General features: G+C 38.5%; 18 protein-coding genes. 5 read left to right on the top strand and 13 right to left on the bottom strand.

Features of this window, described 5'->3' with window-relative positions; genetic code table 11:
• Positions 1–193: 193 nt before the first annotated feature.
• Positions 194–1,462: an exo-beta-N-acetylmuramidase NamZ family protein gene (locus tag J4051_RS01060; RefSeq protein WP_208231756.1), complete on the top strand. Its 1,269-nt coding sequence runs from the start codon at positions 194–196 to the stop codon at positions 1,460–1,462.
• 47 nt (positions 1,463–1,509) lie between these two features.
• Here the strand turns inward: J4051_RS01060 and J4051_RS01065 are convergent, their stop codons facing one another.
• Both J4051_RS01065 and J4051_RS01070 read right to left on the bottom strand, forming a co-directional pair.
• Positions 1,510–2,412: a phospholipase A gene (locus J4051_RS01065; RefSeq protein WP_236027142.1), complete on the bottom strand. Its 903-nt coding sequence runs from the start codon at positions 2,410–2,412 to the stop codon at positions 1,510–1,512.
• Positions 2,413–2,444: 32 nt separating this feature from the next.
• Positions 2,445–3,992: a hypothetical protein gene (locus tag J4051_RS01070; protein ID WP_208231757.1), complete on the bottom strand. Its 1,548-nt coding sequence runs from the start codon at positions 3,990–3,992 to the stop codon at positions 2,445–2,447.
• Positions 3,993–4,139: 147 nt separating this feature from the next.
• Between J4051_RS01070 and J4051_RS01075 the strand changes: the two genes are divergently transcribed.
• From J4051_RS01075 to leuB, 4 genes are all read left to right on the top strand, one after another.
• Positions 4,140–5,315: a 2-isopropylmalate synthase gene (locus J4051_RS01075; protein WP_208231960.1), complete on the top strand. Its 1,176-nt coding sequence runs from the start codon at positions 4,140–4,142 to the stop codon at positions 5,313–5,315.
• Between the two features lies 1 nt (position 5,316).
• Positions 5,317–6,699, top strand: a complete 1,383-nt coding sequence (gene leuC, locus J4051_RS01080; RefSeq protein ID WP_208231758.1) for a 3-isopropylmalate dehydratase large subunit — start codon at positions 5,317–5,319, stop codon at positions 6,697–6,699.
• Between the two features lie 105 nt (positions 6,700–6,804).
• Complete coding sequence (leuD, locus tag J4051_RS01085; RefSeq protein ID WP_208231759.1) at positions 6,805–7,398, top strand: 3-isopropylmalate dehydratase small subunit; 594 nt, start codon at positions 6,805–6,807, stop codon at positions 7,396–7,398.
• A gap of 125 nt (positions 7,399–7,523) precedes the next feature.
• On the top strand, positions 7,524–8,642 hold the full coding sequence (leuB, locus tag J4051_RS01090; RefSeq protein WP_208231760.1) for a 3-isopropylmalate dehydrogenase: 1,119 nt from the start codon (positions 7,524–7,526) through the stop codon (positions 8,640–8,642).
• Between the two features lie 54 nt (positions 8,643–8,696).
• Here the strand turns inward: leuB and argH are convergent, their stop codons facing one another.
• The 11 genes from argH to ilvA all read right to left on the bottom strand — a co-directional run bounded on the left by argH (position 8,697) and on the right by ilvA (position 21,373).
• The gene (gene argH, locus J4051_RS01095; protein ID WP_208231761.1) at positions 8,697–9,986 is read right to left on the bottom strand and encodes an argininosuccinate lyase; all 1,290 of its coding nucleotides are present in this window, start codon (positions 9,984–9,986) and stop codon (positions 8,697–8,699) included.
• 259 nt (positions 9,987–10,245) lie between these two features.
• Positions 10,246–11,307 carry a M20 family metallo-hydrolase gene (locus J4051_RS01100; RefSeq protein ID WP_208231762.1) on the bottom strand — a complete coding sequence of 354 codons (1,062 nt, stop codon included), beginning with the start codon at positions 11,305–11,307 and terminating at the stop codon, positions 10,246–10,248.
• Positions 11,304–12,080, bottom strand: a complete 777-nt coding sequence (gene argB, locus J4051_RS01105; RefSeq protein ID WP_208231763.1) for an acetylglutamate kinase — start codon at positions 12,078–12,080, stop codon at positions 11,304–11,306. Before argB ends, J4051_RS01100 begins: the two co-directional genes overlap by 4 nt.
• An 81-nt stretch (positions 12,081–12,161) precedes the next feature.
• On the bottom strand, positions 12,162–13,097 hold the full coding sequence (locus tag J4051_RS01110) for an N-acetylornithine carbamoyltransferase (protein WP_208231764.1): 936 nt from the start codon (positions 13,095–13,097) through the stop codon (positions 12,162–12,164).
• 244 nt (positions 13,098–13,341) lie between these two features.
• Positions 13,342–14,484, bottom strand: coding sequence for an aspartate aminotransferase family protein (locus tag J4051_RS01115; protein WP_208231765.1), 1,143 nt, complete (start codon positions 14,482–14,484; stop codon positions 13,342–13,344).
• Positions 14,481–15,281: a pyrroline-5-carboxylate reductase gene (gene proC / locus J4051_RS01120; protein WP_208231766.1), complete on the bottom strand. Its 801-nt coding sequence runs from the start codon at positions 15,279–15,281 to the stop codon at positions 14,481–14,483. Before proC ends, J4051_RS01115 begins: the two co-directional genes overlap by 4 nt.
• A 109-nt stretch (positions 15,282–15,390) precedes the next feature.
• Positions 15,391–16,368: an N-acetyl-gamma-glutamyl-phosphate reductase gene (argC, locus tag J4051_RS01125; RefSeq protein ID WP_208231767.1), complete on the bottom strand. Its 978-nt coding sequence runs from the start codon at positions 16,366–16,368 to the stop codon at positions 15,391–15,393.
• Positions 16,365–17,555 carry an argininosuccinate synthase gene (locus J4051_RS01130; RefSeq protein WP_208231768.1) on the bottom strand — a complete coding sequence of 397 codons (1,191 nt, stop codon included), beginning with the start codon at positions 17,553–17,555 and terminating at the stop codon, positions 16,365–16,367. The genes argC and J4051_RS01130 overlap by 4 nt, the downstream gene beginning before the upstream one ends.
• Entirely contained in the window at positions 17,552–18,169 is a 618-nt protein-coding gene (locus tag J4051_RS01135) for a GNAT family N-acetyltransferase (protein WP_208231769.1), read from the bottom strand. Before J4051_RS01135 ends, J4051_RS01130 begins: the two co-directional genes overlap by 4 nt.
• Before the next feature lie 348 nt (positions 18,170–18,517).
• Complete coding sequence (locus J4051_RS01140; RefSeq protein WP_208231770.1) at positions 18,518–20,098, bottom strand: NADP-dependent glyceraldehyde-3-phosphate dehydrogenase; 1,581 nt, start codon at positions 20,096–20,098, stop codon at positions 18,518–18,520.
• A gap of 9 nt (positions 20,099–20,107) precedes the next feature.
• Positions 20,108–21,373: a threonine ammonia-lyase IlvA gene (ilvA, locus tag J4051_RS01145; protein WP_208231771.1), complete on the bottom strand. Its 1,266-nt coding sequence runs from the start codon at positions 21,371–21,373 to the stop codon at positions 20,108–20,110.
• Between the last annotated feature and the right edge of the window lie 5 nt (positions 21,374–21,378).

Here is a 21,378-nt window from a genome sequence, read left to right on the forward strand (position 1 = left end):
GGCATATATTTAATTTATAATTAAAATGGATTTAGAACGAATGCTATTTTATAGTCTTTCATGTTCTTTAATTATCCAAATGCAAATTGGAGATTATATTCGGGATGCATTTCATTAAAAATTGCGCGGGGAGAATCAATTGTCTACTCTAATATTTAAATTATCGCTTATCCTAACTGTTATAAACACTTTTATGAAATCTTCAATCCATCTTTATTTGTTTCTCATAATTCCCATATTTTTTTCATGTCATCAGATCAAAAAAAATCAAAAAATAAGCACCGATAAACCGACTGAATTCTCACGTGTTATAGTTGGAGCGGAACAATTATTTTCATCAGAATTCTTTTCTAAAATTCAGAATAAACGAATTGGCTTAATTACAAATCATACAGGCTTGTTGCCCGACGGTCAGCATATCATAGATGTTCTTTATAAACATCCAGAAGTTGAATTGACTTTACTCTTTGGGCCTGAACATGGACTACGAGGAGAGGAAGATACTCACGTTGAGCATGGCGTGGATTTTGAAACTGGTTTAAAAATTATTTCACTTTACGGCAAAACACGTAAACCTACCGCTGAGACGTTAGCCCATGTAGACGTCCTGATTTTTGACATACAAGACATAGGTGCAAGATATTACACTTATATAAAAACCATGTTGTGGGCCCAAGAGGCGGCGGCGGAACAAAAAGTACCATTCATCGTCTTGGATCGTCCAAACCCTATTGGGGGAGAATATGTAAATGGACCGGTTGAGCCGATTGCCGAAAACGGATCGATTCCAATTACCCATGGCATGACCATTGGGGAACTTGCACTCATGTTCAATGAAAATCGAAAAGATAATGGACTTGCAAAAGCGGACTTAACAGTCATTCCCATGAAAAACTATGGCAGACAGCAATGGTATGACGAAACAGGGCTGCCTTGGATAAAACCTTCTCCAAATATGCTTACTCTTAAAACCGCAACGATGTATCCTGCCACCTGCTTAATTGAAGGCACCAATGTATCGGATGGTCGGGGAACGATGCGTCCATTTGAACAGATAGGTGCGCCATGGATAAACGGCACTAAATTGGCCGAACATTTAAATAGTTACCAATTGGATGGAATAGAATTTAAACCAATCCGCTTTGTACCGGATAGTATTGTAGATGGCATTAAAATTTACCCTCCAAAATTTCTGGGTGAAGAAGTGGAAGGGATTGAAATGATAGTAACTGATAGGAATACATTCAAATCGGCCCATGCAGGCATCTATATCTTACACGCGTTAAGAACATTATATCAAGAACGACTTGAACTAAGACCGCGAAGGTTAGATGGTTTGCTCGGTACTCCAGAAATTCGTTTGAAATTAGAGGCTGGCGAATCCCCAAAAACAATAATAGAGGACTGGGCAATCGAAGTCGATAGTTTTAAACAAAAAAGAAAGCGTTACCTACTTTATTAGCTATTTGATATTTTATTATGGATGATGGCTTCATGCATCGAAGTATTTTACCATTCAACAAAAGAAATCCCCAGACCCACGGTAGTTTGATAGTGGTTATAATCGATCAGATTTTCGCCATAACCGCTAAATATCTGTAAATGGCCTCTCAGGTTATTTCTGATCGGGTACATATAATTAAATTGAACGCTCCCATGATTGTCCTTAAACGACAATGAGTTACGTAACAAAAGATTCAAACTATGGCCATTTTTTCTATAGATAACGTTGGCTTCAGCACGTCCAAGATAATCTTCAATCTCTGGATTGTCATCTTCTTCAGAGCCCCCGCCAACCCTAATCCAAGGTTTTACATAAATTTGGAAATTATCATGTTCCATTGCAAAATGAAAAATTAGTCTATTCCAGCTCCTTGAAATAGGATCAGGTCTTCCATTCGATTGATGATTAAAAGCAAAACCAGCCATTTTAGCTTCAAAACCTAAAAAATTAAAATTAAGAGGATAGTTGAAAATAAGCTCAGGTTCGTAATTGAGTTCTCTAAAAGGTCGTGATAATTGCTTGTTATAAACTTGCCAATGGGCTATTTGTGTATAGCCTACCCAAATGTCTCCTTTTCCAAATAAAAACGATTGGATCAACTTGGTTTTGAAACTGATCTGAAATTTAACTTCGGTAGAATGAAGTCGAATCGGTTCGTCAAAGGCGGGCTCTTGTCCCACGCTTTGAGGCTGTGTATTGATGCGATTGGTCCAATGTACGGGCATCACGTAAAAGGGTTGGTAGGAATTCAACCTGAAGGTACCATTTCTATCTTTGCGATCGAGTTCCCAAGCTTGCGATAGGGTCTGGGTAACTATGGAATCTTTTTTCCTAAATAAGCCTTGGGCTTTTATATTGGTAGTAACTGTTACAAAAATGATAATAAAAGAAAGTCTTATAAATGGCATAAAATAGTGGTGATGATTACGTTATTATGTCGCTATTTCACAAACTCAGCCAAATATTTATCTCTTATTATTTGTCCAACAGGTTTGTTCTCAATTTTGCTTTCCAACCATGAAATGATGTCTAAATACAAAAATGCGCGGCGCTCATAAGGATGATCCTCATAAGTTTTTAAAGTTTTGTGAAGTTCAATGAATGCGTTTTTCAAATCGTGCGGATAAATATCCTGCAAGCCTTTGATAAACTTTATCATTTCCTTTTGAACTTCATACAGATCGTTAATTTTGATAAGGAACTTATAGGTGCTTTTCAATAGACTATCCATATGATAATCCACTCCAGCCTCATAATGTGCCACCAAATTTAAAACGCGGGCAAAAGTCTGCAAATCTTCACGCATGGACAGTGATTTATTAGAAATAATCTTATCCAAATAGAAAATACAAGCTTTGTTATTTCCTGCTCCAAATTGTAAGCTTGCAAATTTATAGTAAAAAATCATTTTATGGTGCTCATCCAGACGATTGTTGTACTTTTTTAATTTATTTTCAATTCTTGGGATGAGGTTCAAGCCTTCATCAAAACTGCCGTCAATAAAATGCTGATTGATTCTGTGAAAATTCAAATATAAAAAGACCAATGCATCCACGTTTTCGTCCTTAGGGAAATCTGGTGCTTCCAATTGATCTTCTAAAATTTCAAGCTGTTTTAAAAATCTCGGCTTATTTCTGATGAAAAATAGGGCTTCCAAAAGGTAATTATTTCCTTTTAAAAAGAATACGGGATTCAAGCTGATCATGTGCGGATTGTCATAAAACAAATGCACCCATTTTGAAGCGTATTTATAGCAGTTTAAAAAGTCCTGCAACAAAAAACTGTACCACAAATAGGAGTTATAGAGCCATAATTTCTCTCTGAAGCCAATCTGCGAAATTTCAAATTTTGGCAATCGATCATTGAAATAGGTTTTTATTTTTTGTCCTTCTTCTGCATTTTTTACGTAACCCGTTTTTAGGATAATACTGTACAATTGCAGTGATAAATTGGAGAGCTTACTGGTTATAACATTCAATTCACTCAATTCTTTAGCTTGAATGGTGAGCTCATCGGCACGGGTACTGATGCTTCGTGTAATGTACTGTGACTCGATAATTTTTTCGAGTTCAACAATCTCATAGGCGAGATTTTTCTCTTCATTTTGCATGGCAAGCTCTTTAGCCTTGTCGAGAATTCTTAAGCTTTGTTTATAGAGGCCTTTATGATATAAAATAGAGGCAAAATCAAGCTGTTCGCGTATCTGTGATCGAATATTTTGATGGGAAGGATTGAGTTTTAAGCTGATTAAAATCTGCTTATATAAATGTGCCTTCACATTCGCCAATTGTTGCTTTTTGACAATTCCCGTTTTTATGATTGCCGGTTCATCATAGCTCTTGGCTTTGTCAAAATAATTGAAAAGGTTTAAAAACTTAGAGTCAGCATTAACATCAAGCCGCCCAACATACAGTTTAAACTGTCGCTTCTCGGACTTGGTCAATGATTTTACCAACTGAAATAAATTATCTTTTTGCTCTTTAGTCATCACGTTAAAATGGCACTTAAGTACATGAATATCAATTATATAAAATATTTAAAATCGACTGAACGTCGTAAAAGTAAAAGCATTGCTCGGCTGAATTTAAATACAAAGTATAAATTAGCTTGTCAATACAAAAATAATATGCAACAAATGTCTGATAATAATGTTCAAATTTTCGACACTACTTTAAGAGATGGCGAGCAAGTCCCTGGATGCAAGCTAAATACCAATCAAAAATTGGTTATAGCTGAGCAACTCGAGCATTTAGGCGTTGATGTCATTGAAGCTGGTTTTCCGGTTTCAAGTCCTGGCGATTTCAAATCTGTTGAAGAAATTTCGAAATTAATAAAAAACACAATTGTTTGCGGATTGACACGTGCGGTTGAAAACGATATCAAAGTTGCCGCAAACGCACTAAGATATGCAAAGTATCCGAGAATCCACACGGGTATTGGTACTTCGGCATCGCACATTAAATATAAATTCAATTCCAATCAGGATGCGATTTTGGAACGTGCCTTTGAAGCAGTCAAATTTGCAAAATCATTCGTAGAAGATGTTGAGTTTTATGCGGAAGATGCAGGCCGGACGGATAACGAATTTTTAGCCCGTGTTTGCGAAATGGCCATTAAAGCTGGAGCAACGGTCTTAAATATTCCTGATACCACTGGGTATTGTTTACCAAGTGAATACGGAGCAAAAATTAAATATCTAAAAGAAAATGTCAAAGGCATTGAGAAGGCTATTTTATCCTGTCATTGCCATAATGACTTAGGTTTGGCAACTGCCAACTCTATTGAAGGCGTGATCAATGGAGCAAGACAAATTGAATGTACCATCAACGGAATAGGGGAGCGCGCTGGAAATACTGCACTTGAAGAAGTGGTTATGGTATTAAAACAACATCCTTATCTTAATTTGGATACCAATATAAACACTCAGCATTTATATGGAATCAGTCAACTGGTTTCGGAAAGTATGGGTATTTATACTCAGCCGAACAAGGCCATTGTTGGCGCTAATGCTTTTGCGCACAGTTCAGGAATCCATCAGGATGGCGTGATTAAGAACCGGGAAACCTATGAAATTATCAATCCACTCGATGTTGGCGTTACAGAGTCTGCCATTGTGCTGACTGCCCGAAGTGGTCGTGCAGCATTGGCATATCGCGCTAAAAATGTGGGTTATGAATTGACAAAATTACAGTTGGATTCAGTTTATGCCAATTTCTTGGATTTTGCCGATTTGAAAAAGGAAGTTGATGATAAAGATATCCATCAGATTATCGAAACCAGTAAAGTATACCAACAAATAATTTCAGCTTAAGATGGGAAAAACATTGTTTGATAAAGTTTGGGATGCACATGTTGTTGATACTATTGATAATGGGCCACAAATTCTTTATATCGATAAACACCTGATTCATGAAGTAACGAGTCCACAAGCTTTTAATGAACTTGAAGAACGCAACATTCCAGTATTCAGACCGGATCAGATTGTTGCAACGGCCGATCATAATACGCCTACAATCAATCAGCATCTGCCAATTAAAGATGAGCTTTCCAGAAAACAGTTGGAGCAGCTTTCTGAAAATTGCAAAAAAAATAATATTACGCTCTATGAATTAGGCCATAAATACAACGGCATTGTACACGTCATGGCGCCAGAATTGGGCATCACCCAACCGGGAATGACCATTGTGTGCGGTGACAGTCATACTTCAACCCATGGTGCTTTTGGAACCATCGCCTTCGGAATTGGGACCAGTCAAGTGGCGCAGGTTTTTGCGAGTCAGTGTTTATTGCTTACAAAACCGAAAAGTTTGAGAGTATCGGTAAATGGAAAGCTGAAAAATGGCGTACTTCCAAAAGATGTCATTTTATATATCATTTCAAAAATCGGTACCAATGCCGGTACAGGTTTCTTTTGTGAATATGCAGGTGATGTGTTTGAAAATATGTCAATGGAAGGTCGTATGACCGTATGTAATATGAGTATTGAAATGGGCGCGCGTGGTGGCATGATCGCACCAGATGAGACGACATTTGAATACGTAAAAGGTCGAAAATTTGCTCCAAAAGGTGAAGCATTCGATAAAAAAGTTGTGTATTGGAAAACGCTTCCAACCGATAATAATGCTGTTTTCGATAAAGAATATCACTTTGATGCCGAAGATATTGAGCCAATGCTTACCTATGGTACGAACCCAGGAATGGGAATCAAAATTTCAGAGTTTATACCTGAAACCAGTGATGCTTCTTTTGAAAAAGCCTTGGATTATATGAACTTTAAGAAAGGTGAAACCTTGATTGACAAACCTATCAATTTTGTTTTTATAGGAAGTTGTACCAATTCGAGAATTGAAGATTTTAGAATTGCGGCAAATTATATCAAGGGAAAACAAAAAGCAGATAACGTAACGGCATGGTTAGTTCCTGGAAGTAAACAAGTGGAAGCCCAAATTATAGAAGAAGGCCTAAAAGCCATTTTCGATGATGCTGGATTTGAACTGCGTCAACCGGGATGTTCTGCATGTTTGGCCATGAACGATGATAAAATTCCACAAGGTGAATATTGTGTCTCTACCTCCAATAGAAATTTTGAAGGCAGACAAGGTCAAGGCGCACGTACTATTTTAGCAAGTCCATTAATGGCTGCTGCAACCGCCGTAGAAGGAAAGATAATTGATATTACGAAACAGTTGAATTAGAAACTCAACCTGTCAGGTTTTTAAAACCTGACAGGTTTGAAAAAGACACAGGAAAAATATTAGTGAAAATAATTTAATAAGATACCCGCATTCGCGGGCATTTAGATGGAAAAATTTAAAACATTAACAGCAACAGCAATCCCATTGGATATCGAAAACGTCGATACGGATCAAATTATCCCTGCGCGTTTTTTGAAAGTTACCAATAGAGATGGTTTTGGCCAAAACCTATTTAGAGATTGGCGATTTCAAAAAGATGGTTCGGTTAATACCAATTTTGTGTTGAACCAGCCTCAATTTGATGGGCCTATTTTAGTCGCTGGAGATAATTTTGGATGTGGCAGTAGTAGAGAACATGCGGCATGGGCATTAACCGATTATGGATTTAAAGTGATCGTCTCAAGTTTCTTTGCAGATATCTTTAAAGGGAATGCGCTTAACAACGGATTACTTCCAGTTCAGGTCTCTCCCGAATTTTTAAAAGAATTGATGACAACGATTCAAGCAGATCCAAGGACTAAAATCACTGTGGATTTAGAAGCGCAAACCATAGGTGTTGATGGTTCAAATCATTCAGAAGCTTTTGAAATTGATGCCTACAAAAAAACCTGTATGATCAATGGCTATGATGATATTGATTATTTATTGAGCAAAAAAGAAACGATCGAAGCATTTGAGAAGACGTTGCAAGCGTATTAAAAAAATAGGCTTTAAACCAACCTGCAAGGTTTTAAAAACCTTGTAGGTTTGAGAAAGACAAAAAAAGAAAGATAATCACTAAAATAAATGAAGACAGGACGAGATTCCTGCCTTCGCAGGAATTTATGAAATTAAAAATAGCTGTATTGCCAGGAGATGGCATAGGACCTGAAGTAACCGCACAAGCTGTCAAAGTGTTGAAAGCGATTGCGCAAGAATTTGATCATTCGTTTCAATTCAAATATGCGCCGGTAGGTGCTGTAGCCATTGATGAAACTGGCGATCCATTACCAAAAGAAACACTCGATTTATGTAAAGCAACTGATGCTATACTATTTGGCGCCATTGGTGATCCAAAATATGACAATAATCCGGATGCTCAAGTGCGCCCTGAACAAGGCTTGCTAAAACTGCGCAAAGAATTGGGTTTATATGCCAATATCAGACCTGTTAAGGCGTATGATACGCTTTTGGACAAATCGCCCTTAAAGAAACAATTTATAAAGGGCACTGATATATGTATCTATAGAGAATTGACTGGAGGTATTTACTTCGGTGAAAAGACGCTTAGCGAAGACGGAAATACAGCCTCTGATTTATGTGTGTATTCACGATCAGAAATTGAGCGCATCACCCATTTGGCATTCAAATCGGCACAATCGAGAAAGCGAAAAGTGACCTTGGTAGATAAAGCCAACGTTTTGGAATCGTCGCGTTTATGGCGAAAAGTGGTGACAGAAATTTCACAGGAATATAAAGACGTCAAACTCGATTACTTATTTGTTGATAATGCAGCGATGCAAATCATTTTAAATCCGAGACAATTTGACGTTATCTTGACTGAAAATATGTTTGGTGATATTATAAGCGACGAGGCGAGTGTGATAGGTGGTTCTATTGGGCTATTGGCTTCTGCATCGGTTGGAGATTACTTCGCCATGTTTGAACCAATTCATGGCTCTTATCCGCAGGCAAAAGATTTGGGGATTGCCAATCCTATTGCTTCAATATTATCCGCAGCCATGTTGTTGGATCATTTTGAATTATTTGAAGAAGCAGAATTAATTAGAGAAGGCGTAGAGCGTTCGTTAAAATTAAACATTACCACACCAGATTTAAATACCAAATTCAATCATATTTCAACGACCAAGGTGGGCGATTTCATTGAAGATTTTATAAATAATCCAAAGGACACTAATATGAATTTCACAAACATTCATTTAGGACAATCTACTATTATTTAAAGTTAATTTAGTTAGTCAGAATTATTAAATAGTAGCTCTTCAGAAAAGCATCCTTTACGGATGCTTTTCGCGTTTTGGATACTTTGCTTTGATTTCTTCTAAGCATAGATTCCCCATGCTGCCTTTATGCGTGTGTTCTTTTGATGTATCCGGTTTATAAGTGCCTTCCTGAACCTGTTGTCCAATAACTTGGTAAGCTTCTCGGAAACTCATACCACCTTCAACCAAAGTGTTCATATTATCTACCGTAAATAAATACTGGTATTTTGCATCGTTTAAATCGATATCCTTGACTTCTATTTGCTGAATGGCGTAGTTGAAAATTTCCAGGATATCCTTAACGTCATTGATGGCAAGAATCATATTCTCCTTCAACAACTGATAATCGCGGTGGTAACCACTTGGGAGGTTATTGGTGATCAGTATCATTTCAGTTTGAAGCGCTTGAATTTTATTGCACTTCCCACGAATTAGTTCAAAGACGTCAGGATTCTTTTTATGCGGCATAATACTGCTTCCCGTGGTCAATTCATCCGGAAACGTGATAAAGCTGAAATTCTGGCTCATATACAGGCAAATATCCATTGCAAAACGCGCCATAGTGTTGCACAAACTGCCTAAAGTCAATGCGATGGTACGTTCACTTTTACCGCGAGCCATTTGCGCGGCAACCACATTGTATTTTAAAGTCGAAAATTGTAATTCCTTAGTCGTCAATTCCCGATCAATTCCGAAAGAGCTCCCGTAACCGGCCGCTGAACCCAACGGATTCTGATCGACGGTTTTTAAAGCTGCGCTAAGCAAATACACATCATCAATAAGCAATTCGGCATAAGCAGAAAACCATAAACCAAAAGACGAGGGCATGGCCACTTGCAAATGTGTGTATCCAGGAAGTAATGCTTTTTTGTGGGTTTCGGCCAAGTCTAACAAGGTGTTGAAAAACACCTCAGTTTTATCGTAGATTATTCCGATATTTTCTTTGTAATAAAGTTGTAGAGCCACTAAAACCTGGTCATTCCTTGAACGCGCCGTATGGATTTTTTTTCCAACCTCGCCCAAGGTTTTGGTCAGTTCAAATTCGATTTTAGAGTGCACATCTTCAAATTGTGGATCGATGGTAAAGCTGCCATCTTCAATTTGTTGTGCTAAAGTTGTTAAGCCCCCTTGTAATTGCACTAATTCGTCCTTCGATAAAATACCGATGGATTGTAACATTTTGGCATGAGCCAAAGACGCCTGAACGTCATATTTGGCAATGTGTAAGTCAATTTCCCTGTCGTTTCCAACGGTGAATTGCTCAATCTTTTTATCAATACTAATACCTTTATCCCAGAGTTTCATAAATTCCTGCGAAGGCAGGAATCCCACCTACACTTCTTTTTAATTATTATTTCTTATCAATTTCAAAAGTAAAAAATCCATCGCACTGTCACATTGAGCGCAGTCGAAATGCATTCATGGTTTTCAATGCTCTTGGAAATAATGCCGCTACTTAACTTTTAGACAGTCATCTACTTTACGATTGTAATTTTTCTAGAACCAAATTTAAACCCATTCCAAATCAAGTCTATATTCTTGGTTCTATATTCTTGCATCTTTTCTACAATATTTCCCGCAACAACTTCACATACAGCTCAATCCCTTCCTCAATCTCACTAATATAAATAAATTCATCTGCGGAATGTGATCGGGTACTATCGCCAGGGCCTAATTTTAACGACGGACAGGATAAAACCGCTTGATCTGAAAGTGTCGGCGACCCATAAGTTCCACGACCCAAAGCGATGCCTGCTTGAACCAAAGCGTGCTCTTTTGGAATGGACGAGGAACTCAATCGTAAACTTCGTGGGATGATGCTATCGCACGGCGCTTCCTTTTGGAGAATGGCCACAATTTCAGCATTGCTATAACAATCATTTACACGCACATCCACCACCAAATCCACTTCTGCAGGAACGGCATTATGTTGTTTTCCGGCTTTTATTTGTGACACCGTCAATTTAACTTCACCTAAAGCCTCTGATGTTTTCTCAAATTTATAATCTTTAAACCATTGCAGCACGTTGATGCAATTGTAAATGGCATTATCATCGTTTGGATGTGCCGAATGGCTTGGCGTTCCTTTTACCTTGGCGTCAAAAACCACAAGACCTTTTTCGGCGATGGCCAGTTGCATTAAGGTTGGTTCACCAACAATGGCCACATCAACTTTCGGAATGATTTTTAACATGCTGTTTAGCCCGTTCGGCCCACTACTTTCTTCTTCTGCGGAAGCGACAATTACCAAATTGTAATTAAGGTCCGGTTGCTCATAAAAGTACGTAAACGTCGCGATTAAAGAGACCAAACAGCCTCCGGCATCATTACTGCCCAAACCAAATAATTTGGTGTCTTCCACAATAGCCTTAAAAGGGTCTTTGGTGTAAGCAGTATTCGGTTTTACGGTATCATGATGAGAGTTGAGCAACAACGTAGGTTTGGACGCATCAAAATGTTTATTCAACGCCCAAACATTGTTAACGGTTCGTTTGTAATCAATATTATATTTCTGAAACCATTGCTCTATTAAGTTAGCAGTTTTGTCTTCTTCAGATGAAAAAGAAGGGATTTCAATCAAGTTTTTTAACAATGCAATGGCATCTGTGGTCAGTTTTTGTATCATTTGGTAATGGTTGTAAAATTAGCCTGGGTGTCAAATAGCATTTCTGGTTTTCCGATGCAGACTTTATGTACGTTTTTTTCAATGGCATGAACACAATTGTTCAGTTTTGGGAGCATGCCGTCCACAATGACTTTATCATTAATTAAATTTTGATAGGATTGGGTCGAGATGTTTTTGATCACTGAGTTTTCATCCGTCACATCTCTCAGAACGCCACTTTTCTCAAAGCAATAATATAACTCCGTTTGATAGTGTTTGGCAAATCCAATGGCCAATTCAGAAGCGATGGTATCGGCATTAGTGTTTAAAAGTTGTCCTTTTTTGTCGTGGGTCAACGCGCAAAATACGGGAGTCACCTTGTGTTCCAATAATACTTGAAGTGTTTTGGTATTCACCTTTTTGACATCGCCAACAAATCCGAAATCGATGGACTTAACGGGACGCTTTTTGGAAATAATGGTATTTCCATCGGCGCCAGAAAACCCGATGGCATTACAATTTTTTGATTGCAGTTGTGCCACGATATTTTTGTTGATTTTTCCGGCATAAACCATGGTGATGAGGTCTAAAGTGGCCTTGTCGGTAATCCGTCTGCCATCAATCATTTTTACTTCAAGACCCAATTGATTGGCCAATTGTGTGGCTAATTTACCACCACCGTGAATCAGAATCTTAGGCGAATCGATAGCTGCAAATACATCCAAAAATGAGGATAATGCCGCTTCATTATCGATGATATTACCGCCTATTTTAATGATTTTTAATGTTTTCATAATATGCCCGTGAAAACGGGTATCTCTAAATTTTCCATCTTATATTTAAGACCTCACAGGTTTTTGAAACCTGTCAGGTCTCTACAAGCTTTCTAATATTTGTTTCAAAACCACCTGCGCCGCAAAGGTCCTATTGTTAGCCTGCTTAATCACGATCGAATTTTCACCATCTAAAACGGCATCTTCTACCACCACATTCCGTCTTACGGGTAAACAGTGCATAAATTTTGCCTTGCCCAATTTCTCTGTCGTCATCATCCAATTAGGGTCCTGATTTAAAACTTTTCCGTAATCTTTATAATTGCTCCAGTTTTTCACATAAACAAAATCGGCATTTTTCAAAGCTTCTTCTTGATTGTGATTAATTGGCGTGTTTTTAGTAATTTTCTCATCAAGCTCATAACCTTCAGGATGTGTGATGGTCAAATCGACGTCCATCTTTTGCATCATTTCCACAAACGAATTGGCGACCGCTTGTGGCAAGGCCTTTGGATGCGGCGCCCATGAAAAAACGACCTTTGGTTTACGTTTCTCAGAAAGTTCGGTTATGGTAATCGCGTCTGCCAAAGCTTGTAACGGATGTGCTGTAGCACTTTCCATATTGACAATGGGCACTGTAGCGTATTTTATAAAACTATTTAAAATATATTCTGAAGCGTCTTTAGCTTTATCTGTTAACGTAGGAAATGCACGGACCGCGATAATATCGGCATATTGTGAAATCACCTGAGCAGCTTCCTTTATATGTTCTGAACTGCCAGTATTCATGATGCTACCATCTTCAAATTCAATATTCCAAGCGTCATTGATATTTAGAATACTCACGTGCATCCCTAAATTTCGCGCTGCTTTTTCTGTACTCAAGCGTGTTCTTAAGCTTGAGTTGAAAAACAACATGACTAAAGTTTTATGTTTTCCTAATTCCGAAAATTCAAAAGGTTGCATTTTGAGTAAAATAGCTTCCTTTATCACTTCGGAGAGGTTGGAAATGTCTTTTATTTCGGTGAATTTTTTCATCTTTAGGTCCCACGGAGGCGGGAATCTCTTTTAGTTAATTTTCTGTTCGATCCTACTTGCAGGTTGATATTCCGTCCCTACAGGACTTTAGTTGTTTGTTAATTCGTTTTCTATTGATATTCCGCCCCTTAGGGGCTGCTCTCTAACCTCGCGATTCCGATAGCTATCTGGAGGAAATCTTCTTATTAAACTTTAATCGTTTTTAAACCTGAGAGGTTTTCAAAACCTCTCAGGTTTTTTCATTTTAAGCACCATTCATCATCACCAACTCCTGTTTCAAGGCTTCAAAAAACACATCGATATGTTCTTTTTGAATAGTTAATGGTGGAAGGATCCTGATTAAATTAGGGTTTTTGGCGCTTCCAGTAAATATCTTGTGAGTATGGATGAGTTTTTTTCGCAATTCGGCTACTGAAAAATCAAATTCCAATCCCAGCATCAATCCACGTCCCTTAATGCTTTTTAAGTGGGGCAGGTTTTGAGCTTTCTGAATAAAATAAGCTGACATCTCCTCCGCATTTTCCATCAAGTTTTCCGATTCCAAAACCTTTAAGACCGCTAAAGAAGCAGCACAGGCCAAATGATTGCCTCCAAATGTAGTTCCTAATAATCCAAAAGAGGCTTTAATATCTTGATGGATTAAGATGCCACCAATTGGAAAACCGTTGCCCATGCCTTTTGCCATGGAAATAATATCTGGTGCCCATCCGTATTTTTGAAATGCGAAGAAATCGCCGGTTCTTCCAAATCCAGATTGGACTTCATCTGCAATTAACATCGCATTGTACGTCTTGCATAACTTTTCCAGACCTTGGTGAAATTCGGTGGTACTTTCATCCAATCCACCCACACCTTGAATGCATTCAATGATGACAGCACAGGTTTCACCTTGTTTTAGGATGTTTTCAACCGCTTTTAAGTCTCCCAAAGCCACAAAATCTACGTGTTGTTGTGCGTTTAATGGGGCGACAATTTTTGGATCGTCAGTGGCGGCAACCGCTGCGGAGGTACGTCCGTGAAAAGAGTTCTTAAACGCAAGGATGTTCTTTTTTCCTGTGTGAAAAGACGCTAATTTGAGCGCGTTTTCATTGGCTTCAGCTCCAGAATTACACAAAAATAACTGGTAGTCCTTACACCCGGAAATACGCCCAAGTTCTTTGGCTAAAGATTCTTGCAACGGATTTTGAATCGCGTTGCTATAAAAACCCAAGTTTTTTACTTGATTGGAAATGGCCGACACATATTCTGGATGTGAATGGCCTATGGAAATCACGGCATGCCCGCCGTATAAATCTAAATACTCGACGCCTTTGTCATCAAAAACGGCAAGGTCTTTGGCACGCACTGGCGAGATGTCAAAAAGCGGATAGACATTAAATAAGCTCATACTTGTTCTTTTCTAATATTACTGATTTTGTTATAGGAAGCAATCATGCCTTGGATCAAGGACGAACTTAAGCCTTTGTGTTCCATTTCATTTAATCCTTCAATAGTACAGCCTTTTGGAGTGGTCACGCGGTCAATCTCCTCTTCAGGATGATGTCCATTGGCAATTAGTAAGCTTGCAGCACCTTCACTGGTGTACATGGCCAATTCTTGAGCTTCTTTGGCGTCAAAACCTAATTGGATGGCGGCCTGGCTTGTTGCGCGAATCAATCGCATCCAAAAAGCAATCCCACTGGCGCAGACTACTGTGGCTGCTTGCATTTGCGACTCCGGAATGGCCAATGAGTGGCCTAATCTGTTAAAAATAGCCTCCGCCACTTTTATGCGTTTACTACCTTTAACATTGCTACAGATGCAGGTCATGGATTTTCCAACGGCAATCGCGGTATTTGGCATGGCTCTGATGATAAATTGATCAGCACCAACGATCGTCTCAATTTTCGCAATGCTAAACCCAGTAACCGTTGAAATCAGGACGTGATTTTCGGTGATTAGGGATTTGATGTCTTTTAAAACACCTTCCAGATGTGAAGGCTGAACGGCTAAAATTATAATATCTGAGTTTTTAACGGCCAATGTGTTGTCCGTAGTGAGAGTCACGTTTTTGTATCCGTCAAATTCAGCGATGCTGTCCGTATTTCTTTTAGTAAGATAAAGTGTCGTGATCGCATTAGTGGTGATCAAACCTTTTGCGATTGATTTCCCTAAATTTCCTGTGCCGATGATTGCTATTTTCATATTTATGCTTGTATTTCGACTCCGCTCAATATAAACTTTGACGGGTATCTTTTTAATTAAACTTTAGTATCCATAACGCTTTCAGGGTTTGAAACCCTGAAAGCGATTATTAAAAAAAATTTGCTTTAAGCAATAATCCTTCCGATTCTTCAAAGCCAAACATCAAATTCATGTTTTGAATCGCTTGTCCTGAAGCACCTTTCAATAGGTTATCCACAGTACTCGTGATTAATAATTTGTTGTTGTGCTTATACAAATGAAGAAGGCATTTATTGGTATTGACCACTTGTTTTAAATGGATCTCTTCATCAGAAACAATTGTAAACGCCGCTTCTTCATAATAAGTGTTGTACAAGTTTTTGGCGTCTTCCAAACTTCCGTCAAAATGAGTATAAGCAGTTGTAAAAATTCCTCTTGAAAAATTCCCTCGATTGGGTACAAGAATGACTTCTGAAATGGCATCTTTTTGCAACTCGTGAATACTTTCATTGATTTCTCCCAAATGCTGATGTGAAAAGGCCTTGTAGTGTGAGAAATTATTGTCACGCCATGAAAAATGGGTTGTATCTGACAATGACGTTCCTGCGCCAGTTGCACCTGTAACGGCGTTGACATGAACATCACTCTTTAATAGATGGTGTGCTGCCAATGGCAAAAGAGCCAATTGAATACCTGTGGCAAAACATCCAGGGTTTGCAATATAGCTTGCTTTTTTAATGGCCTCTTTGTGTAGTTCAGGCAATCCGTAAACAAAATGCATGCCTTGGAAATCACGATCTTTTTCCAATCTAAAATCATTGCTCAAATCGATGATTTTAGTTTTAGAAGAAAATTGATGACTTTCCAAAAATGCTTTCGAATTGCCATGTCCCAAGCACAGAAACAGAACATCTACCTCTGGATTGATCGTACTGGAGAACTCCAGATCGGTGCTGCCCACCAAATCCTGATGTACTTTGTGCACTTTATTTCCAGCGTTGGAAGTACTATAAATAAAATCGAGTTTTGTTTTTGGATGGTTCAAAAGTAATCTGATCAGCTCACCAGCAGTATATCCTGCACCTCCAATAATCCCAACGTCAATCATGATTCTGAATTTACTTGGTGATAAATTTTATTCTGATTTCCAATGATTTTAATAAATCCTTTGGCTTCGTCTGCAGTCCATCCCTTATTCATTTCGCCATAACTACCAAATTTTGCATTCATCAAATCATGTACAGAGCTGATGCCATCTAAAGTGAAATGGTAAGGTTTTAAGGTTACAACGACATCTCCCGACACGTTTTGTTGGCTACTTTCTAAAAAGGCTTCTATGTTGCGCATGACAGGATCTAAATATTGTCCTTCATGCAAATGCATGCCGTAAAAACTGGAGAGGTATTCCTTATGCTGTAATTGCCATTTCGTAAGCGTGTGCTTTTCCAATAAATGGTGTGCTTTTACCGTGATGAGTGCCGCAGCGGCTTCAAAACCAACACGGCCTTTAATGCCTACAATAGTGTCACCAACATGGATGTCACGCCCAATAGCATAAGCCGAGGCAAGTGTGTTTAACGCTTCAATGTTTTTCTCGGGTGTATTCGACTTCCCATTGAGGGCTACAAATTGTCCTTTCTTGAACGTCAAGCTTACTTTTTCTGAACCTTGTTTTTCCAATTGAGACGGATAAGCATGATCTGGCAAAGGTTTTTCTGAAGTTAATGTTTCTTCTCCTCCAACGCTCGTTCCCCAAAGTCCTTTATTGACCGAGTACTTGGCTTTGTCCCATGACATGTCCACACCATTACTTTTGAGATAATCAATTTCTTCCTGTCTGGACAACTTCAAATCTCGAATAGGTGTGATGATTTCAATATGTGGTGCCAAGGTTTGAAAAATCATATCAAAACGGACTTGGTCGTTACCTGCACCTGTACTGCCATGGGCAATATATTGGGCATTGATACTTTTGGCGTATTCAACAATTTCAATGGCTTGAATGATACGTTCTGCACTTACAGATAATGGATAGGTGTTGTTTTTTAACACATTTCCATAAATCAAATATTTGATGACTTTCTCATAGTAAGAGGCCACAGCATCAAGATTCTTATAAGTGGTAACACCCATTTTATAAGCATTAGACTCGATGTTTTTGATTTCGTCAGAAGTAAATCCGCCAGTATTCACACTTACCGCATGTACTTCATAACCTAAATCCTTACTCAAATGAACGGCACAGTAAGACGTATCCAATCCGCCACTATAGGCTAAAACTAATTTTTTGCTCATGATTTATCTTTTTTTAAAAACAAGCTCTGTTTGATTTGTTTTAATCTTTGAAACGTCTTTGTTTTTACTTCTTTTGGTTCGTCTCTATCTTTAGCTTTTGGGTCGTATAGCATGCCTGTACACAAGCACATTCTTTGCTCCATACGCTGAAGGATATCATAGTTTTTACAGGTTTGACACCCGTTCCAGAAACTCTGATCATTCGTCAATTCTGAAAAGGTCACGGGTTTATAGCCCAATTCGCTGTTCATTTTCATAACGGCTAATCCCGTTGTGATACTGAAAATTTTGGAATCTGGAAATTTTTCTCTGGAATGCAGAAAAACACGCGCTTTTATTTTCTTGGCTAAGCCTTGCTCTCTGTAATCAGGATGAACGATCAATCCGGAATTGGCAACAAATTTGCCATGGCCCCAAACTTCGATATAACAAAACCCAGCGAAGGTGTCGCCATCCAAAGCGATTACTGCATTCCCATTTTCCAATTTGGTGATAATATATTCAGGTGTACGTTTTGCAATACCTGTACCTCTTACTTTTGCTGATTCTGCAATGGTGCCGCAAATGATATGAGCATAAATAGCATGAGATTTATTAGCAATAACAATGTCCATTGTTTTGATGTTTAGATTAAAAATAATTTAAGATAATGTTGTCGAGAAAAAGAACCGGACTCACCTAAGTTCCAAAAATAGTGCGCACCCTTAAGGGCGACGGAACAAAACAGGACATATCCTAATACGGTTGCTATTTGTAACAACTGAATTTGAAAAGTAAATTATGTGTGGTGATGTGATCAAGGTAAAAAAAATAAATATACGTTAGTGACTTCTTTTAAGGTTAGAATGCACAGCGTCTGCGCAATACCATTGCGGGACTTGATGGACGTATTTTATTTTTCATTAGAATCATAGATCAAAAGTAACAATTAATTTAATATTTCAAATAATTTTTAACCTTTTTTAAAGAATATAGTCCGTACTCATGAAATTTGAGGCTTTGCTATCTAATAAATTCTTTAAAATGGTATTGTTATAAGCATTGTCTTTTGAAGCTACAAACGTTCGTATTGAAAATGAACGTAAGGCATCATGGACACTTAAGGTTGCAACAGCAGAATCTTTTCTACCAGTAAACGGATATACGTCGGGTCCTCGTTGACAAGAACTGTTTAAATTGACACGACATACCAAGTTCACCAAAGTGTCAATCAAAGGGGCCAAGGTATTGATATCACTACCAAATAAACTGACTTGCTGACCGTAGTTCGATTCCGCCATATCATTTAATGGTTCATCGATATCCTTAAAAGAAAGCACTGGAATTACAGGTCCGAATTGCTCTTCCTGAAATACGCGCATCTCCTTGTTCACAGGGTACAATACCGCTGGGAAAATATAATTTTCAGTGGTTTTTCCGCCTTTCTCATTTAATATTTTCGCGCCTTTTTCAAGTGCATCATCAATTAATTCTTGAATGTATTGCGGCTTATCTGATTCAGGAAGTGGGGTTAATTTAGCACCAGCTTCCCAAGGATTGCCAAATTTTAAAGCATCGACTCTTGCAGAAAAGCGTTTGTTGAACTCATCCACAATGTCTTCATGTACATAAACTATTTTGAGTGCAGTACAACGCTGCCCATTGAATGAGGTGGTACCGGCGATACATTCGTCGATGGCCAAATCCAAATCGGCATCCGCAAGAACAATGGCTGGATTTTTAGCTTCCAAGCCTAAAACCAATCGTAATCTATTACTTTTTGGATGTTGATTTTGAAGGGCATTGGCCGATTTACTATTCCCGATAAGTGCCAGAACATCAACTTTCCCAGACTGCATAATTGGAGTGGCTACCGTCCTTCCACGCCCATAAAGAATATTAACGGCGCCTTTTGGAAAGCTGCTTTGAAAGGCTTCCAATAATGGCGAGATCAATAGCACGCCATATTTTGCGGGCTTGAAGATTACTGTGTTTCCCATGATCAATGCTGGAATCAACAGCGCAAAAGTTTCATTTAAAGGATAGTTGTAAGGCCCTAAACATAAGACGACACCAAGTGGCCCTCTTCGGATATGGGCATAAACACCATCATTTTTTTCAAATTTGGCATTATCGCGATCTAATTGTTTGTATTCTTCAATGGTATCGTAGATATAATCGACCGTTCTGTCAAATTCTTTCTCTGAATCGGGTAAGGTTTTGCCAATTTCCCACATGAGTAATTTCACAATTTCTTCTCGCTTGGTTTTCATTTGGGTGACAAACTTTTCCATGCATTCAATTCGATTTTTGACTTTCATGGTTGGCCATAAACCTTGACCTTTATCATAGGCATTTACCGCAGCATCTAAAGCTTCTAAGGCTTCCTTTTCGCCTAAGGTAGGAATGGTGCCCAATAATGTTGGTTTATAGATTTCAGTGGAAGAGATGGTGGAATAGACTTCTGAGCTATCTCCAGACCAGGGTTTTAATTCGCCATCTACTAAATAGCTGTTTTGATGGATTAGTGATTTGATTTGAAATTGTTCTGGAATAGTATTCATAAGATTGTTTTATACTAAAAATTGAAATAAATCTGGTTTATCGTTGAGGTAATCACCGTAGAAATTGTGAAGCTTCATTTTGGTAATCAGAGGCTCTAAATCATTGGCTGATTTTAACTCCAATCCCACTACGGCAGCACCGTTGTCACGATTTGTTTTTTTCGTGTATTCAAAATAGGTGATATCATCATTTGGGCCTAAAATATCGACCACAAACTCCCGTAACGAACCTGCACGTTGTGGGAATTTGATAATAAAATAATGCTTGAGATTGGCGTATAAAAGGGCGCGTTCTTTTATTTCAGCAGTTCTGGTGATATCATTATTACTTCCGCTGACAATGCAAATGACGTTTTTGCCTTTGATTTCATCGGCATATTGCTCTAAAGCCGCAATACTTAAAGCGCCTGCGGGTTCTACAATTATCGCGTCTTTGTTATAAAGGTCGAGCATGATTTCACAAACCTTACCTTCATCTACGGTAATCATGGCATCCAAATTCTGCTGACAAATAGCAAAATTTAAGTCACCTACGCGTTTTACCGAAGCCCCATCGACAAAATTTTCGATCTTGTTTAACTCAGTATTTCGTTTATTCTGAATTGAGGTGGACATGGACGGAGCGCCTTTAGGTTCCACCCCGATAATTTTTGTATTGGGGGATAATTCCTTAAAAACAGAAGACAATCCAGCCGACAATCCGCCGCCGCCAACAGGAACAAATACATAATGGATAGGATGCTGGGCCTGATCAATAATTTCAAGAGCCATAGTGGCTTGCCCTTCAATCACTTTTTCATCATTAAACGGATGGATAAAGGTTTTGTTCAAGCGTTCACACTCTTCCATTGCAGCAGCGTTGGCATCGTCAAATGTGTCGCCAACTAAAACCACTTCGGTATATTCCTCGCCAAACATATTGACTTGCTCAATTTTTTGTTTTGGGGTGGGTGCAGGCATGAAAATAGTGCCTTTTATTTTCAATAATTTACAAGACAAAGCTACGCCTTGAGCATGGTTTCCAGCACTTGCGCACACGATTCCATTTTCAATTTGTGTAGGGCTCAACGATGCCATTTTATTGTAGGCACCTCTAACTTTGTAAGAACGCACCTGCTGCAGATCCTCGCGTTTAAATATTATGTTTGATTCAAATTCCTTTGAATAGCGCTTGCTAACGGTTAACGGTGTTACTTCAGCAACATCTTGTAGTTTTCGGGCGGCTTCTTCAACAGCGGCCATACTTGGGTAATATATTTTGGTTTCAACCTTCATCACAG

Origin of the sequence: Gelidibacter pelagius, assembly GCF_017581925.1 — a bacterium.
GTDB classification, from domain to species: Bacteria; Bacteroidota; Bacteroidia; order Flavobacteriales; family Flavobacteriaceae; genus Gelidibacter; species Gelidibacter pelagius.